The sequence below is a fragment of the Candidatus Chryseobacterium colombiense genome (genome assembly GCA_029203185.1).
GTDB lineage: Bacteria > Bacteroidota > Bacteroidia > Flavobacteriales > Weeksellaceae > Chryseobacterium > Chryseobacterium colombiense.
Genome location: CP119310.1, coordinates 610,160 through 628,176 on the forward strand (window position 1 = coordinate 610,160; position 18,017 = coordinate 628,176).

Here is an 18,017-nt window from a genome sequence, read left to right on the forward strand (position 1 = left end):
TTTAAATTAAAATTTAACAGTAGCTCCCAAAATGAAAGTTTTTGCAGATGGATACGTCGTGTAGTCAATTCCCAACGACTGGTTTCCATCTACTTGTTTGTTGGTATCAACAAGTGGATCGTAACCTGTATAGCTTGTAATTGTTAGTAAGTTCTGTGCACTCACGTAAAGATTAATGCTTTTCAGAAATTTAAGCTGATTGATGTCGAAAGTATATCCTAATCTTACATTATTTAGGCGGATAAAGTCTGATTTTTCAAGATATAAAGAAGACAATTGCGGTTGATTGGTAAAACTTGCTCCTGAATCATAGAAGTTTTTCAAAACGTTTCGGTCTGAAGCCAGATTGTTGATACTTAAATCCAATGCGGTATTGTTGACCAGGTAACCTCCAGTTTGCCCGATAAAAGAGAAAGAAAAATCAAATTTTTTGTACTTCATATAAGAATTGATCCCGAAAGTAAATTTGGGAATAGGCCCTTCAAAGATTTTTTTGTCTTTCTGGCCAATCGTGCCATCGCCGTCTACATCTTCATAAATATATTTACCGTTTGCATCAATTCCTAAATAATGGTACATATAAAAAGATCCCGCCTGATAACCGTTTTTATATATATTGGCAGTAACCCCTGAAAGTCCTGGACCAGATACTGATCCCGAATAAATTTCTGAAACAGGAAGACCTTTCACTTCATTATGAACCGTAGCTCCATTTACATCAAGATTCCACGTGAAGTTTTCATTTTTGATAATTTCAGACCCGATAGAGAATTCAAAACCTTTATTAATGATCGTTCCGTCAGAATTTCTCCAGATCATTGGCGTTGGGCTTAATGCTGGGGACGAAATACGCAGAATCGCATCTTTTGTTGATTTATTATAATATTCCAACGATCCGTATACTTTATTTTTCCATAAGCTGAAATCTAAACCGATATTAGTCTGCTCTACGGTTTCCCATTTCAAATCAGGGAAAGGAGTCCTTACGACTGTAACTCCGTTAATCAGATTCAAATTATCATATAAATAATATCCTGCAGACTGTGATAGTAAATAACTTTGCTTTGTAATTTTGTTCTGAACTTCCTGATTACCGGTCTGCCCCCAACTTGCTCTTAATTTTAATTCATTAATGATCGAGTTTCCTTTCAAAAAGTTTTCATTGGAAATCGTCCAGCCTACAGCAACTGACGGGAAATATCCATATTTGTTGTTATCTCCAAAACGGGTAGAACCATCAGCTCTTAAAGAAGCTGTTAAGAAATATTTTTTATCGAAATTGTAGTTGACCCTTCCGAAGTATGACTGTAACTCATTTTCCTGATCCGTTCCAGGCTGTGGAACAAAAACATCTCCGGAATATCCGGGATTAATTTCAGGTGGAATTCCGGCTCCTTGAGCCAGGAAGTTTCTTACTCCCCAATACGTAGCTGTTGCTTTGAATTTTTGATAGGAAAAACCGGCTAACCAATTAAAATTATGTCTGCCTAAGCTGAAATCGTAAGTGAGATAATGTTCTAGAAGAATGTTATAAGTGTCAAGATTTGCCTGAGAATAGATTCCTTTCGGGCTTCTGTCAGTAATATTTGGGAACATCGTTGTATTTCTTTCAGACAAACTTCTGTCAATCCCTAAATTGAATTTATAATTCAGCCCCGGTAGAATTCTCAGCGTAGCTTCTGTATTTCCTAATACACGGAAGGTGTTGGTTTTATCCTGATACACGCTCAATAAATATAACGGATTGTAATGAGCATTCATATTGAAGTTGGTATAATTTCCGTTTTCATCATATACCGAACGGGTAGGATTAGCCATCAAAGCGTGGATAATCAACTGTCCATCAGATCCTGCAGTTCCACCGTTTGGAATACCTGTTTCTCTGATATCACTCGCGGTTAGGTTTACTTTAACTTTTAATCTTTTATCATCAAGGAAAGATTCTTCTGCATTGATACGGGCTGTCGTTCTTTTGAAACTGCTGTTCAGCACAATACCGTCCTGATCCATATGAGAAAGCGACGCAAAATAGCTTCCCGTGTCTGTAGCTTTTGAAAATGAAACAGAATGATTGGAAGATACTGCATTTCTGTAAATTTCATCCTGCCAGTCTGTATTTCCGCCATGATCGTAAGATTTGTCTATTCCTGCTGCTCTGTATTCATCTGCTGTTAAGAGATCTAATTTTTTGATCACAGAAGAAAATCCTAAGTAGGTATCGTAGGTAAATAAAGGTTCTCCTTTTTTTCCTCTTTTAGTAGTCACCAAAACAACACCGTTCGAACCTCTTGCTCCATAGATTGCTGCCGCAGAAGCATCTTTTAAAACAGTAATCGATTCGATGTCACTGGTATTTAAAAAATTCAGTGGATTTTTTGCTGCAGTATTTCCCAACCCAAAATCAGGACTAGACGAACTTACAGGATCATTATTTAAAGGAACACCGTCTACAACAAATAGAGGAGTACTTCCGCTTCTGATGGAACCGATCCCTCTGATGGAAACATTCACTCCTGCTCCCGGTTCACCGCTCGTCTGTACGATACGGACACCCGCTACTTTTCCCTGCATCAGATTATCCACGGAAATATTCATTCCTTCTTTGAAATTGGCTGCTTTCAGCTGGCTTATAGCTCCAGTAACATCAGATTTTTTCTGTGAACCGTATCCTACTAAAGTAACCTCTTCAATGGAAGCGGCTTCTTTTTTTGATTTCAGATTCACAGAAACTGAAGTTCCTGAAATTCTTATGGTCTGTGTGGCATAACCTTCATAAGAAATGGATAATGTCTGTCCGGTATTGGCAGAAACCGTAAAATTTCCTGATGCATCGGTAGTCGTTGTTTCTCCGGTTTCTACAACAGTAATTTTTGCGCCTTCTATGGCAGAACCTTCCTGATCTTTTACATTTCCGGTAATGGTTTCCTTAATCTGAAAAGAGATAGGAGAGTGTTTAAAAATTCCTTCTGCATGAGCCTGATTAGAAACCAGGAAAATCAATGCAATCGGAATTAGCTTTTTAAATTTTAAAAAATTAATTTTGTGGTACATATCATTAAGTAAAGTAATTGTCAATGTTGCTTGCTTAATAAAAAGCCGCTGTTGTTCCCGCAACAGCGGTATTTTTTTCTCATCTTTTGTGTTTATTCTTTCAGATGCAAAGTAAAAACGTTTAACCCAAATCTATTTTAACATAACATTATCATAAAATCAATAAAATATAAATATCCCTTTTTGATAAAATAAAATATGATTCATTATCAAGTACTTATGAATGCTTATTTTTTAACATTCATACAATCTTAAAAAACACTTAACATACTTTAAAACTTATCTGAGTAAAGACTTCCTAATTTCGCGATTACAAAAAATTGAAGTCATGAAAAAGGCGGTATTCCTAAGTTTGTATATATCTTCATTCAACCTTTTTTGGGCGCAATCTCAGAACCTGAACAATTTAAAGATTAATGAAATTCAGGTGATTGGTTCGCACAATTCTTATAAAAAGGCTATTCTGCCGGAAGTTTATACCTATTTATCTAAAAAAGATTCTCTGAATTTTCTTCCCAGAATTCAGTACGAGCATATTCCGATTCCTCAACAGCTGGATTTAGGATTAAGAAACCTTGAAATAGATGTGTATGCAGACAGCAAAGGCGGAAAATATGCACATCCTAAGATTTTAGATCTGGTAAAGACAAGTCAGCCTTTTGACCCGGAAGGGAAAATGAAAAAACCTGGATATAAAATGATTCATATTAACGATATTGATTATCAGACCCATTATTATACACTGGAAGACTGCCTGAAAGATTTGAAAAAATGGTCTGATGCACATCCTGATCATGATCCTGTTTTCATTACATTGGAGCCTAAGGACGGGAAAGCCAACCAGTTCGGAACAGAACCTGAACATTATACTTCAAAATTGTTCGATGATTTAGACAATGAATTAAAAAACTATTTGGGCAAAAATAAAATCATTACACCGGATGATATCAGAGGGAATTATAAAACGTTGAATGAAGCGGTTTTACACAAAAACTGGCCGAAAGTAAAAGAGGCTAAAGGAAAATTCCTTTTTGTACTGGACAACAACAGTGAGAACAGGGATTTGTATATGAAAGGTCATCCGTCTTTAAAAGGAAGAATGGTATTTACCAATTCCACTCCTGGAACTCCTGAATCGGCTGTTGTATTTATGAATGATCCAAGTTCTGAGATTTCGGATTTAGTAAAACAAGGATATATTGTCCGAACCAGAGCCGATGCAGATACGATGGAAGCAAGGAAAGAAGATTATTCAAGATTTGAAAAAGCGAAAGAAAGCGGGGCACAGATCATCACGACGGATTATTATCAGTCGAGTAAATTATTCAAGTCCAGCTATAAAATCAGTTTTGATAAGAATACGTACGAAAGGAAAAATCCTTTGAATTAAAAAAGAATATTCTTTACGATTAGATTCACAATAGAAAAAGCTGTTAACTTTTTGTTGACAGCTTTTTTATTTTATAATCAATAAGTTGAAAAAGTAGAAGGTAAAAATTAAAGTTTCCTGATTTCCTGTTTTTTTAAATCTATCTCAAAATGATCTGCAGGATCTCCGTTTGAAAGTAACTTCAAAATTTTAAATACAGATTGTAATTGCAATAGGAAAGAATCTTGTGATTGATTTTCCTGATAAAGCTTTTCCAGGATTTCATATTGCTGCAGCCTTTCTTTTGGAATATCTTTTTTTGCCAGTTCATCAGCCGACTGAAATTTATAGAGATCAAGTAAGACATCTTCAAAAGTCCATGTTCTGAAGTTTGCTGAGTGGATGTTCTTTTCTTTTAATTGATTTTGATTAAAAATAAAAAGTAACAGGTCTTCTCCATTCAAATGTTGGACTTTTTCGATAAAATCTTTCGGCCAGTCATCGGGAATCATCCTCAATCGAACCAGTTCTTTAAGATGAAACAGCATAAAATCATGATATGATTTTGACTGCAGAATATCCCTGTTCCAGATGATTTTATTTTTGCCTTTTTCTAAGGCTGCATATTCCTTTTCATACAAAGGAAATAATGCATCGAAATAGGGAACTTTATTTAAAACTTCCGTTCGGACCTCCATTTTATCAGGAGATTGTATGGTGAGTATTTTATAAGCAGGAAGATAAGCCGCCAATGAAGGAACCTGAATATTTACGAGTATTTTACCCTCCTTTTTTATGATTCCTGTATCATTGATGTGCATATGGCCTGCAAAATGGATCTGCAATCCGTTTTCAGCAAAAGCTTCTGCAACGTCTTCTTCAGGAACCCTTTCCAGCTGCCATTTTTTTTCGCCTAATAGTTTTTTAATTTCGTTCGTAGCTCCGTCATTAAAATCGATCATCGGATAATGGGTGAAAGCAATCACTGTTTTTCCATTAACCTTTGCTTCCTGCGTAATTTTTTTTATCCACTCGATCAGATGTTTTTTATGAGTCAAAACATTGTTGTAACCAATACTTGCCCCTTTATAATTAGAAGGGATATTGGGATTTTCATTTGCATTTTTTGGAATATAGGTATTTCCGTCAATGGCCACCATCCAGATTCCTTTTACTGGTTCAACCACATAGCTCATATCGGGAACGGAAAATCCTTTTGATACTTCGTACATCCTTTGAGAATAATCTGCACTGCGTAAAGCTTTTTCGTAAGAATAATTTTTAACCGATTGGAAATTGAAAGGTGTACTCCAGAAGAGGTTTTCTTTTTGCGGATAAAAACCAAAATCTTTCAGTTCATGTAAAATTTCGAGATATCCGGATTCTGCAATGTCTTTGGTAATGACTTTATTTTTTACCTTTCCCATATTTTCCTTGCTGTAAATTCCCAATGGGCTTCCGTCCTCTCCGAGAAAATTATCTTTTCCTGCATCCTGTCGAAACGGGCCTACAGGATCATGATTTCCCGTAGTGAGGTAAAAATCAATTCCGTATTTTTTATGATATTGGTCTAGAATTTTGTGAAGTCCTCGAAGGTTATAAGCCTGTCCATCATCTGAAAAATCGCCGGGCATGGCTATAATTTTGATTCCTTTCAAAGCGATATCATCTAAAGCTTTCAGAAAAGCAAAATAATTTTCATTAAAAATCCTTGTTGAATGCAACTGAGCATCCATGGTTCTTAAAATGGTCTGTTTTCCTGTTTTAGAATTAAAAATGCCTTTGAAATCATGGTCTGAAAAATTCCCATACAGATCCTGAAAATGAACATCTGAAAGAAAAGCAATCTGAACAGACTTTTGTTGGGCCGGTAACAGGGAAAAAATAAAAAACAGAAACGATAAAATTCCTTTATTCATCTTAAAAGATACAAAATTAGAGGAATATCATGCATTCTTTTTTAATTATACTTTAAATAATTGTAAAGATTTTCTCCTGCATTATTATACTAAATTTACCAAGATACTGGCAAATGCTTATAACCTTTGAAAACAAGGAATTCCAGTAATTTTAATGCTGTAATAGGCAACTTTAATAACATAAAACCTGCTGATTTGATGCTCAACAGCATTGATGATATAGTATGAAAAAGCCGAAAGAAAATCTTCCGGCCTTCATTGTTTATATTATGGAACCAGTACGGCTCTGCCTTTTATTTTTCCGTTTCTCATACGATCGTAGACTTCATTGGCCTGATCCAGTGTATATTTTTCAATTTCTATGTGGATTTTTTTCTGACGGGCCAGTCCCACCACTTCCATCAGTTCTACTCTGGAGCCCCAATACGGATTGGTCATGCTTACTCCAAAAGGTAAACCGGACATACTGTATTGATAATGTCCGCCACCTAATCCTACAATAGTAAGATCTCCATCTAAGCTCACAGTTTTCGTACCTAGTTCGATGGTAGAAGTAGCTCCTACAAAATCAATAACAACCTTGGCTTTTTTGATACCAGTAATTTTTTGGATCTGTTCCGCTGCATCTTCGTCTTTGGAATTGATTGTATAGGTAGCACCGAGCTCTTTTGCAAAAGCAAGCTTTTCTTCTGTAACATCACAGGCGATGATCGTACTGGCACTGATTTCTCTTAAAATCTGTATGGCAACATGTCCTAAACCTCCAACACCGATTACGACAACAAACTCGTCAGGAGTTAGTTTGGAGATCGATCTTTTAATGGCAGAATAGGGAGTAAGAGCGGCATCGGTAAGCGGAGCGGCAATCACAGGATCTAAATCAAAAATAGGAACCAATAGGCGTGAAGAGGGGACAAGCATATAATCAGCCATACCTCCATTAAGACCCAAGCCTCCTCCATAAGCCATTTCAGACTGATGATCACAATAGTTTTCTTTGGATTGCTGGCAAGGCTTGCAATGTCCACATCCCCAAGGTCCATATACTAAAACAGCGTCTCCCTTTTTGTAATCTTTTACATCAGATCCCACTTCCTCTATCCAGCCTGCATTTTCATGTCCTAATGTAAATACAGAGCCGTTTACGGTACCCTCGTCAATAATATGAAGATCAGAATGGCAGACACCTGCACCTCCTATTTTTAATAAAACTTCATCTCCTTTTGGAGTGGGTTTTTCCATATCGTTTACGACACGAACATCCTTATGGCCAAAAAAACGTACTGCTTTCATAAGCTTAAAATTTAAAGTTTGTATACCTTAAAATTAAGGAATATTCAACAGAGGGGAATTATAAAATAGTATAAAAAAATGATAAAGTTTGATAGATAATGATGTAATAATCAATACTTGGTTTTCATTCATCCAAAATATAAAATTTTATATCTATTAAAATCCATTAGTATTAATGAGTGGAACTGTTTTACTGATCTATAAATTGAAAATTTTAAAATAAATTATTATTTTAATAATTTATCATTTAATGCTTAGATTTTTAGATGTTTATATTATTGAAAAAAATATCCGTTTTCATGAAAATGGATATTAAAAATTTTTACTTAAACTACTAAATAGGCTAATTTTGTAATCTTTTGAATTTTAAAAAAATATAATGATTATGAAATTTTTAATTACTGTGAATTTGTTTTTTTTAACAGTAATATGCGTATCTGCTCAAAATCTAGAAAACTATAATCTTATTTATTCAAAAACTTATCTTGAAACTTCTCAAAAAGATTTTAATAAAGCACTAAGTACTGCGGATTCATTATTTTCAATTTCTGAAACGCCAACTTTTCAAGCGAGAAGTTTAATGTTATCGGCTTCTTTGTATAAACAATCGGGTGAGATAAAAAATGCAGTTGATTACGCTTTAAAAGCCGAGACGATTATCAATGGAAACGATGATGTCTGGTTAGCCAAGATAGACGGCTTTCTTGCTTCTCAATACCGTTCTTTGGGATTACTGAATAAATCTTTAACGTATGCCAATAAAACAATTGACGTTATTAAGAGAATTAACAATCCTATTATTGAAAAACAGCTAATGGGCTTTGTGCTACAAGAAAAAGCCTACTATGAATATGGGGTCGCCAATTATCAGAAATCTATTGCTGCAATTAGAAAATCCCAAAGTTATTTTGATAAAAATACCCAACAGAATTATGATTTCGTAACGGCAAATAATGAACAGTTACTAGGACTTAACTATACTGGTTTGAAAGACTATGACAAAGCACTTTTTCATTATAATAAAGCCCTCCATAAACTGAATGGAATGCCGGATAATTTTCTAAAAGCATTGGTTTATAATGGATTTGCTCAAGTGTATATTGATAAAAAAGATTTTAATAAAGCAAAAGAAAACCTAGATCTGGCAGAAAAAATTTCTAAGACGTCGCAATATCTTGATCTTAAAAAAGAAATTTATGAAACCTCAAAAAAATATTATCTTTTTAAAAAGGACTTTGAAAAATTGTCAGAAGTGACCATGAAAAATGATTCTTTGTCGGAGAAGATTGAAAATAATTCTAAATCTTTTATCAATGATTCCTATAATAACCTTGAAAAGAAAAATAGAGAAGTAGAGAAAAAGTCAGAATCTAAAAATTCTCTGATTTTTATCATTGGAGGCTTATTGATTGTAATGGTTATCTATTTTATAATGTACAGAAAATATCAGAAAAGAAAAATTGATAAAATTAATCAAGTATTAAAAAAAATAGAAACAAATACAAAGCCTTTTGATACAGATTATACGACCCAAAATAATGAAACTGAAGACAGTGCAGATAGAAATGATCCTGTAGCTACAGATGAAATGAAGGATGAAAATTCATTGATGACGGAGGCTACTGAGATGATGATTATAAAAAAGCTTGAAAAATTTGAAAAATCAAAACAATTTATTCGGAATGGAATTTCTTTACCTTTTTTGGCATCTTACTGTAATACAAATACAAAATACTTATCTTATATAATTAATAGAGAAAAGAAGAAGGATTTTAATAATTACATTAATGAATTGAGAGTTCTTTTCATTATTGAAAAAGTAAAAAATGATCCGGTATATCGAAAGTTCAAAATTGCAAGCTTAGCTAAAGAAGCTGGTTTCTCTTCCCAAAGTAAATTTTCAACAGCTTTTAAGAAAGTAACAGATGTCTCTCCTTCTGAATTTTTCCGGCTTTTATTACAGTCCATTACTGAAGAATCAGAAATAATGGAGGAATAAAATAAAGAATCAGTGAATGAAAAGAGAAAAATTTTCTTTAAATATTTATAAATAAAAAAAATCCTAAAATCCTATTTAATTGATTGTATTCCAGATTTTTATTTTTGTTTTTATTTACCCCTTTTTCAGGAATTCGTAATTACTATTATTCGTTTAAGGAGATAATCCGTTTTATTTTTGCAACGGAAAATTCTCAAGTATCCGTTTTTATTTTTCGGTTTAATTCTATAAAATATCTTAATAGATTCTCAGCTTTTAAAGAGTTAAAATAACCTTAATTAAAAAATATTGACATGAAGGGATCGGAGATTTACAAATAGATTGATGACAACGAATATAAATACAAATTGAATGAATAATTACGGTTTTTTATCTAGAGCATTAAAACTATTTTTTCTACTACTCATCTCTTCAATAGTGCAAGCACAATATTGTGTGTCGGGTTGTAATTCCAATACTTTTGTAAACAGCTCTGATCCAAATACAATAGAATATGATAACCTGATTTCTGTTTTTCATGCTTCTTTGGCAAAAGAAAAGGACGGTTCTTTTAAGGTTTGGGGACAAGCCAGTAATAGCAACGGAACTTCAGATTTATTAAGCCCAACATTATTAGCTTCAGCTAATGGATTTAACTATACAGGAACACCGATAAGAGTGGCAGCCGGAAGTACTAGTAACACAGGACACCAGTTCGCCTTATTAACAACAGACGGGCTGTATGTTTGGGGGACATCAAATACCTTGATAAGCTCAACAATTAAAAGTACAACGGCTTTTGGCAAAATCACCATAAATGGTAAGGCAGACGGTTTACCGGCAGGGGTAAATCCTTCAGACGTAAAAATGATGTTTGGATCTTATCGTACTTTGGCTATTGTTACTTGTAATGGGGATGCATGGGTATTGTCATTTAACGGATCAAAAAACGGTGATGGAACGGCAGAAAGTACTGCAAATAATATTATTTGGCATCGTGTAAAAACCTCACAGACGGGAAATCCAAATCTTAACAATGTTGTTGCAATGAGAGGTACGCCTAATGCTCTTTTTGCTTTAACGTCAGACGGAAAACTTTTTACCTGGGGTAGCGGTACCTATATTAACAGCGGAGCAGCTGCAGCAAGAAATTATGCAACAGAAGTTTCTGTACCTACAGGGGCTACGCCAAAAATGATCGGGATGACACAGGGTGGCGGAGGAACTCCATTCTTACAGACTTATTACCTTTTGGCTGCCGATGGTAAGCTCTATGCTATGGGTGATAACAGTAATAGACAGTTGGGTGATGGAAGTACCAATACAAGTACTGTCTGGAGTGAAGTAACGGCTGTTTCAGGAAGCAATACACTAGGTGGAAATATTGTTTGGATTTCTCCTAATGAACATTCCAACTTTGCCAATTCTGCTACTATTAATATATTAACCAATAATAATAAACAATGGGCTTGGGGGGCTAATAGTGGAAATATGATTGGGCAATCTACATCAACTGCTTTTTATGATCCCATCTACATGCCGGGTAACAGCACTGCTGCTGATGGACTCAGTCTTACCGATGAAGTAATTGCCGTAGAAACCGGAGGCCATACTACCATTAACGTTAAAAAATGTTCCCAGAACTTCGGATACGTAGGGCACAGAACCAATGGAAGTATGGGAGATGGAACTGCTACTAACAGCAATCCGACATCTTTTACGTATTCAACAGCGATATTGATTGTTTGTGGAACAGATTTGGGACCTAAATCAAAAGATTTAAAGATTTGCTCGGGAAGTACAGCAAATTTAAATGACGCAAACTTAGAAATAAATTCTTCTGAAGTGGAATGGCATGCAACAAATGATGTGAATAGCCCGGTAATAAGTAATGTTACAGCAATGGGACCCGGTACTTATTATGCTTTCTTTACTTCGGCTTCGGGAAAATGTAGATTAGTGGGTTCTATAGTCACAATTTCGTACTATTCTCCAACAGATCCTGCAAATCCGTGTGCCTGTTATAATCCTGGGACAATTTCTGGTACAGCACCAGATACTAAATTGGGAATCACCCTGCTGAAACGTGCGGGTACCAATTCTCCGGATAATTGGCCTATGGTGAGAAAATCTGGACATGTAGTATTAGAGTCCAATACCAAGGGATTTGTAATCACAAGAATGTCTTCCACGGAAATTTCATCGATACCTGCTCCTCAGGAAGGAATGATGGTTTATGACAAAACCGCCAAATGTTTAAAAATATATTCAGACGGTGTATGGTCTTGTTTTTCTAACCCGGCTTGTCCATAATAAATATAATTAATAAATCAACCTCTGTCATCTTATACTAGAAAATAGGATGACGGGGATGATATTGACTTAAAAATATAAAATATGAAGAAGATATTTTCTCTTGTAGCTATTGCTTTATCTGCATGTGCATTTTCACAGGTTATTTTCGGGGATGCAACAGGTACAGCATCCAATAAGCAGTCTGTTCTTGTAGATTTTGCTGCCGGACAGAATAAAGGAATTATTGTACCCTATGTAAGAACTGTTCCTTTGGGAGCTGGTTTAGCAGAAGGTACTATTATATTGGATGCATCAGATCAGACAAACGCTAAAGTTAAATTTTATAACGGAGTAATAAGTGCAGGATCGCCTGAAGGATGGGTGGATTTGAGTAACGGGCATGGTGCGAATATAAACGGAGTAATGACTGCACAGCCAGTGCTTGTAGAAGATGCTGGAGCAAAGGTAATCATAGGCGGTAATAGCTCTGCAGCCGATGGAGTTTTGGTCTTGGAGTCAAATACGAAAGCGATGATACTTCCTATGATACAGGATACTAATGACATTTTAAGTCCTGCACCGGGGATGATGGTGTATATAAATAAAACAGGTTCTAAAAGGCTGGCTGTATATAATGGGGAAGGGTGGACGTATTGGAAACCTTAATATGATTCTAAAAAACAAATGAAAAATGGGTTATGGTTATGGGAAGGATAAGTGAATTGTTTTTTCTCATAACCATTCTTGTTGTATTGGTAAAGGTGATGTATATACACTAAAAAAACTAAAATTGATAAAGATTAAACGAAAGTTTCACTATTTAATAGGGAGAACTAAAGCCGATATCATTTCAGATTTTGGAGAGAATTATGTCGAATCCGAGAATATATTCTATTATACAATCAATAGAACCTGGTTTACGAAAGGAATAACATTATCCGTAAGATTTGACCAAGATGATAAAGTAAAAGCTGTGTCTACAATGAAAAACAACTATACATTAATATGGCATAGTGTTTTTGACAGATAAATTTATTTCACAATTCAAAATTGGTTTTGGTAATTAGTAAGTTCAAAAGTAGCCTTTTGAGGCAAGATGCTTTATAAGTATTTTCATGTTTTGGTTTGTGTAACCTCTCTTTGGAGAGGTTTTTGTTTTTTAATTGATTTCATAGCAACTGCCGTTGGAAACAGTTTTTTATATTAGCTTAATAAATACAAAACTTCCCCGAAGGGAAGTTAAAAAACACAAATGATGAAAAAAAATCCCATACTAATGAGATATTGCTAAGATAAAATAAAATAATTAATTTTTGATGTCCCAATTGAGTTTATTTGATGCAGAAGAATTTTATGAATTTCCAAAAGACCTTTTGGAATACAGAGAGAATTTTCTCACCAGAGAAGAAGCTGATTTGCTTAAAAATACATTATTGCATACTGTTCCCTGGCAACAGCGTACCCAAAAGATGTATGATAAAACAGTTCTGACTCCACGATTAACAGCTTGGTATGGTGATTTGCAATACAATGAATCTGAAGGAAATAAACAGCCAGGAAATCCATGGACGCCTGAATTGCTTTCCTTAAAAGAAAGGATTGAAAAAGAATTTGGGTATCAGTTTAATGGAGTTTTGCTAAACCTCTATAGAGATCATAATGATTCAGTAGCATGGCACAGAGACAAAGAAAGCCGTTACGGAAAACGGCCTGTCATTGCATCAATCAGCCTTGGCCAAACCAGAAACTTTGATTTCAGGAAAAAAGATCATCACCAGAGTAAATACAGCCTTCCTCTTCCGCATGGTTCGCTGCTCATTATGAAAGGAGATTTACAGGAACATTGGGAGCATAGAATTGCTAAATCAACTATTCCGATGAAGGAGAGAATCAATTTGACATTCAGGTTAATTAATGAATTATAGGGATAATTCCATTTCTGAGTGTTTTTATAAAAAGAGATCAATGGTCTCCTTACATGGCCATTTAATATATTATCCTATATTATAAACCGTAGTTAATTGTTTAGGCTTTTAGACTTTGAATTACTACTTTAATTCGTTTATTAGAACTATCAGCTTTTCAGCATGTAGTTTTGCACTAGTTTTGATGTCCTGTTCTGTATAACCAGCTGTCAAAGATGTTCCGTGAAAATAGATCGGATCAACATAATTCATCTGGGCAAATAAAGCTGTTTGTTCAAGGTTCTTGCAAAATTCGTAAACCCGGAAATGCTGAATCCCCAGAACATTATAGCTGCTCTCCGATGATCCTATAGTGAAACTTGGAATAAAATTTTTGTTTTTCAGTTTGTCACCATTGGAGCCATAAGCAAATTGATATTCAAATACCATGTCAAACCAATGTTTCAGAATTCTAGGCATATTATACCAGTAAAATGGATATTGAAATATGATGGTCTGATGTCGCAATAATGCCTCTTGTTCTGCTTTTACATTAATTTTATAATCAGGATACAAGTCGTAGATGTTTCTTATTTCAATGTCTGAACTTCTCATTTGTAATTCTTCAATAACTGTTTTGTTGGCAATGGACTTTTCAAAAGTCGGATGTGCCAGAATGATTAATGCCATACTATATTTATTTTAGTAGCAAAAATATTTTTAGTATATTACATTGACAATAACTATCCAAACAGATAGGTTTAAAAAAAGAAAAATGAAAACAGAATGTATAGGTGACCATGTGAAACTTAAAGGGAAGGCTTATCCTTGTACAGTCAGTCTTACAATGGACTTGGTGGGCGGAAAATGGAAAGCGGTTATTCTTTACCATCTGAAAGATGAGCCCAAAAGATATAGTGAACTTCGTAAGGAAATGCCATCTGTTACTGAAATGACTTTAAGCTTGCAGTTAAAACAATTAGAGAAAGACGGTTTTGTGTCAAGGAAGGTTTATGGGAAAAAGCCCCCAATAAAAGTCGTTTATAGTCTTACTGATTTTGGAAAAAGTTTCGTCCCGATTTTAGAAGCAATAACAGAATGGGGGAATAAAGTGGTTCATGAAAAAGGAGAATTTGTTATTGGATAGTGGCCTGGTAGAATGTCAATTTTGGAATGGTTCTAAATCGAAAAGAAACGGGCATTTCCAAATATTTTTATGCGTTGTAGTTGGGTTTCATTATTTAAAATTATTAATTTCCTATTTTTGTGTACTATGACTTCAAAATTAGCACATTACAGGCGTAATAAAGGATTAAGCCAGCAACAGCTCGCAGATGTTTCCGGCGTGAGTGCAAGAACAATACAGCGCATCGAAAGCGGAAAGGTTGAAGCACATCCTGCAACGTTAAAGATGCTTGCGGACTCACTCGAAATAGAAACTGAAGAACTGATGGTCAATGATCAGTTACCAAAATCTCCGGAGATCAGGAATGAAGATAAAATAAAACCGTTTTTCCATATATTAGCTCTGATCGGGCTTTTTCTTCCTGTTTTTAACATCATTCTTCCAGGTCTTCTTTGGTTTTTTAAAAAAGATGAAGCCCAGGATTACGACCTTGAAGGGAAGTCAGCCGTTAATTTTCAGATCACCATGTCGCTTCTCCTTATACCGTCTGTTGTATTAATGGTCTTTGTATTTTCCGTTGGATTTCCATTGGTAATGATCATCTATTTCTATGCTTTTGTCATGTGTGTTATCAATATTTTCAGAAGCGTCAACAAAAGAGACTGCTTTTATCCTTTAACCTATCGATTTTTGAAATAAATCCCTTAAAAGCCTTTTCCAGAGCCAAATGGCGTAAACTTGTCGTGAAAGAGTCCGGGTAAATTATAGCAATTTGCAGCTAAATTTGTCACAAATATTTCTCTCATGAAAAAACTCTTCACCCTTTTATTCTTAGTCTGGATATTTCCCTTAATAGCTCAAAAAAATATCAAGATCAGACATCTTAACGGAAAAACAATCGATTCTCAAATTCTTCAGCAGCGGTTAGCACGTTTGGTCGATAGCGCTAAGATTGCGGGTCTGCAGATAGCTATTGTCAATCATAATAAAGTCATCTATTCATCTAGTTTCGGATATAAAGATATTGAAAACAAAAAAAAGCTGAATGACAGTACAGTAATGTATGCAGCCTCGCTCACTAAGCCGGTGAGTGCCTACATTTTTATGCGTCTGGTAGAGAAAGGAATATTCAGTCTCGACCAGCCTGTTTACAAATACCTGAAAAAATCAATAGGAGAGTATGCGAAATGGAAAGATCTGGCAGAAGATTCTGAATCTTTCAATCTGATCACACCCCGAATGCTCTTAAGTCATAGTTCCGGGTTGCCGGTTCTTCGGCAATTGTATGGTAACAAAGTCAACCTTATTGCAAAGCCGGGTGAAAAGTTCTATTACTCCAATGAAGGGATTAATCTTTTGGGATTTATAATAGAGGAATATACGGGAAAAAAGCTTGAAGATATTGCACAGGAAGAAGTTTTCGAACCACTGCAGATGAAACATACAGACATGATCTGGCAAAGTAAATTTGAAGATAATTTCTCCAATGCGTATTTTAAAGATGGAAAGAAATACGGTTCAGAAAGAAGAGAAAGCAGCAGGGCAGCAGGTTCAATGTCTACCACAGCGAATGATTATGCGAATTTTATGATCAATCTGATGAAAAAGAAAGGTCTATCCGGTGAAACTTATCTTGAGATATTAAAACCGCAGATCATGGTAAAAAGTAAAAGAGGATTCGGTCCTTTGAAAGACAGTATTACGAATGAAAATGATGTTATTAATCTAGCTTGGGGATTAGGAGTAGGGCTGTTCAGTTCGCCTTTTGGCAAGGCTTTCTTCCACACAGGGCACGGTGAAGCCAATCAGAATTATGCTGTGGCATTTCCTGAAATTGGAACAGCCGTTGTTATTCTAAGCAACAGTGAGAACTTTGAAAAGAATAATGCACAGATCTTAAAGCTTTGTATAGGAGATACTTATTCACCATTAAGATGGCTTGGTCACCTGGATAAAACTCCGGAATAGAAATGATCAACCTCAGATTATAAAAGAAGATTAATACTTATTATTGTCCAAACTGAAATATGAACTTAAAAACAATATCAACCTGTATTAAAAACAGTTAGATGATTATTCAATTCCGTATTTCTTTTTTACGTCATTTTTCGTTTTTTCATCTGCTGATTTGAATCCAAAGCCACTCTGGCTTCCAAAGATCTGATAACCATACTTTAACCCATAAAACCTGTCAATAAGCATTTTTAACGGTGCAGCTTCTAATTCTTTATTAGTGACGGCTTTTTTTACAATGGGTAAATATCTGTCCATCATTTCAACATTGGAATGTTGAATAACTGCCCACATAACGCTTTCAAATTTTTTACCGACCAAGCTTCTTCCGATATATGTATTGTACTTATTATAAAGTGAATCGATAATTGCCTGGTTTTTTTTATCCAGAACTTGTTGGTCCTGCGATAATTTTTTTTCTGCACCTGAATCTCGATATTTTTGATCATTGATATTGATCTTGTATATTTCTTGAACTAAAGAAGATTCAAGGTTGTTGGCTTTTGAGTATTCCTGAAGATCCGGTTCTTTTTCAATGTTGATGGTTGCTTTGCACTTAGCGAGTTGCTGGTTATAATCATCCCGAACCATGTCATACTTCGGATTGTTTTTAATGGTGTTTTCAAAAGCTTTAATATATTCACAACTACCTTTTTCGTGGATAAATTTATCAAATGCAATATTGATATTTTGTTTCGTTTCTTTCAAAGTCAGTAATGCATTCAGTATGTTGAAGTAATCTGCCAGATTGAAATTTTCGGGTTTGGATTTTACGGATTCTTTGGTTTCTTTCAGGATCATCATGGCGTAATTATAATCCTTTTCAGAAATATTTTCCGTTTTTTTAGGAGTATAATGTAGTATTTGCTTTTCAAAATCAAGTGCTGTAAACTTATTGGAAGCCTCTTGGGAATAAATAGTGTTAAAACCCAATACAACTGCTGTAAACGTTATTAATTTTCTCATAAGTAATCTGTTTGTAGTTTCTGAATTTTTGATGAGAATACAATGATTAAGCGATGGTTGCGGGCTTTGCACTTTTTCTTTGTATTGTTCTAAATGTATTACT

14 protein-coding genes are annotated in these 18,017 nt (G+C 34.8%); 9 read left to right on the top strand and 5 right to left on the bottom strand.

Annotated elements, in window-relative coordinates; all coding sequences use genetic code 11:
* Positions 1-6: 6 nt before the first annotated feature.
* Entirely contained in the window at positions 7-3,051 is a 3,045-nt protein-coding gene (locus tag P0Y62_02530; protein WEK70431.1) for a SusC/RagA family TonB-linked outer membrane protein, read from the bottom strand.
* A gap of 328 nt (positions 3,052-3,379) precedes the next feature.
* On the opposite strand from P0Y62_02530, the gene P0Y62_02535 reads away from it, so the two are divergent.
* Positions 3,380-4,441: a phosphatidylinositol-specific phospholipase C1-like protein gene (locus P0Y62_02535; protein ID WEK70432.1), complete on the top strand. Its 1,062-nt coding sequence runs from the start codon at positions 3,380-3,382 to the stop codon at positions 4,439-4,441.
* A 107-nt stretch (positions 4,442-4,548) separates the two neighbouring features.
* On the opposite strand, the gene P0Y62_02540 is transcribed toward P0Y62_02535, so the two are convergent.
* Positions 4,549-6,339: a metallophosphoesterase gene (locus tag P0Y62_02540; protein WEK70433.1), complete on the bottom strand. Its 1,791-nt coding sequence runs from the start codon at positions 6,337-6,339 to the stop codon at positions 4,549-4,551.
* A 267-nt stretch (positions 6,340-6,606) separates the two neighbouring features.
* Positions 6,607-7,632, bottom strand: a complete 1,026-nt coding sequence (locus tag P0Y62_02545) for an NAD(P)-dependent alcohol dehydrogenase (GenBank protein WEK70434.1) — start codon at positions 7,630-7,632, stop codon at positions 6,607-6,609.
* A 385-nt stretch (positions 7,633-8,017) separates the two neighbouring features.
* On the opposite strand from P0Y62_02545, the gene P0Y62_02550 reads away from it, so the two are divergent.
* The 5 genes from P0Y62_02550 to P0Y62_02570 all read left to right on the top strand — a co-directional run bounded on the left by P0Y62_02550 (position 8,018) and on the right by P0Y62_02570 (position 13,830).
* On the top strand, positions 8,018-9,631 hold the full coding sequence (locus tag P0Y62_02550) for a helix-turn-helix domain-containing protein (protein ID WEK70435.1): 1,614 nt from the start codon (positions 8,018-8,020) through the stop codon (positions 9,629-9,631).
* 417 nt (positions 9,632-10,048) lie between these two features.
* Positions 10,049-11,923, top strand: coding sequence for a hypothetical protein (locus P0Y62_02555; protein ID WEK70436.1), 1,875 nt, complete (start codon positions 10,049-10,051; stop codon positions 11,921-11,923).
* 84 nt (positions 11,924-12,007) lie between these two features.
* Complete coding sequence (locus tag P0Y62_02560; protein WEK70437.1) at positions 12,008-12,571, top strand: hypothetical protein; 564 nt, start codon at positions 12,008-12,010, stop codon at positions 12,569-12,571.
* Positions 12,572-12,695: 124 nt separating this feature from the next.
* Complete coding sequence (locus P0Y62_02565) at positions 12,696-12,935, top strand: hypothetical protein (protein ID WEK70438.1); 240 nt, start codon at positions 12,696-12,698, stop codon at positions 12,933-12,935.
* Between the two features lie 286 nt (positions 12,936-13,221).
* Positions 13,222-13,830, top strand: coding sequence for an alpha-ketoglutarate-dependent dioxygenase AlkB (locus tag P0Y62_02570; GenBank protein WEK70439.1), 609 nt, complete (start codon positions 13,222-13,224; stop codon positions 13,828-13,830).
* Between the two features lie 123 nt (positions 13,831-13,953).
* Here the strand turns inward: P0Y62_02570 and P0Y62_02575 are convergent, their stop codons facing one another.
* A complete protein-coding gene (locus P0Y62_02575) occupies positions 13,954-14,499 on the bottom strand; it encodes an NAD(P)H-dependent oxidoreductase (GenBank protein WEK70440.1) in 546 nt (181 codons plus the stop codon).
* An 85-nt stretch (positions 14,500-14,584) separates the two neighbouring features.
* Between P0Y62_02575 and P0Y62_02580 the strand changes: the two genes are divergently transcribed.
* The 3 genes from P0Y62_02580 to P0Y62_02590 all read left to right on the top strand — a co-directional run bounded on the left by P0Y62_02580 (position 14,585) and on the right by P0Y62_02590 (position 16,903).
* Positions 14,585-14,956, top strand: a complete 372-nt coding sequence (locus P0Y62_02580; protein WEK70441.1) for a helix-turn-helix domain-containing protein — start codon at positions 14,585-14,587, stop codon at positions 14,954-14,956.
* Between the two features lie 126 nt (positions 14,957-15,082).
* Complete coding sequence (locus tag P0Y62_02585) at positions 15,083-15,634, top strand: helix-turn-helix domain-containing protein (GenBank protein WEK70442.1); 552 nt, start codon at positions 15,083-15,085, stop codon at positions 15,632-15,634.
* 105 nt (positions 15,635-15,739) lie between these two features.
* Entirely contained in the window at positions 15,740-16,903 is a 1,164-nt protein-coding gene (locus P0Y62_02590; protein ID WEK70443.1) for a serine hydrolase, read from the top strand.
* Positions 16,904-17,008: 105 nt separating this feature from the next.
* Here the strand turns inward: P0Y62_02590 and P0Y62_02595 are convergent, their stop codons facing one another.
* Positions 17,009-17,914 carry a hypothetical protein gene (locus P0Y62_02595; protein ID WEK70444.1) on the bottom strand — a complete coding sequence of 302 codons (906 nt, stop codon included), beginning with the start codon at positions 17,912-17,914 and terminating at the stop codon, positions 17,009-17,011.
* Between the last annotated feature and the right edge of the window lie 103 nt (positions 17,915-18,017).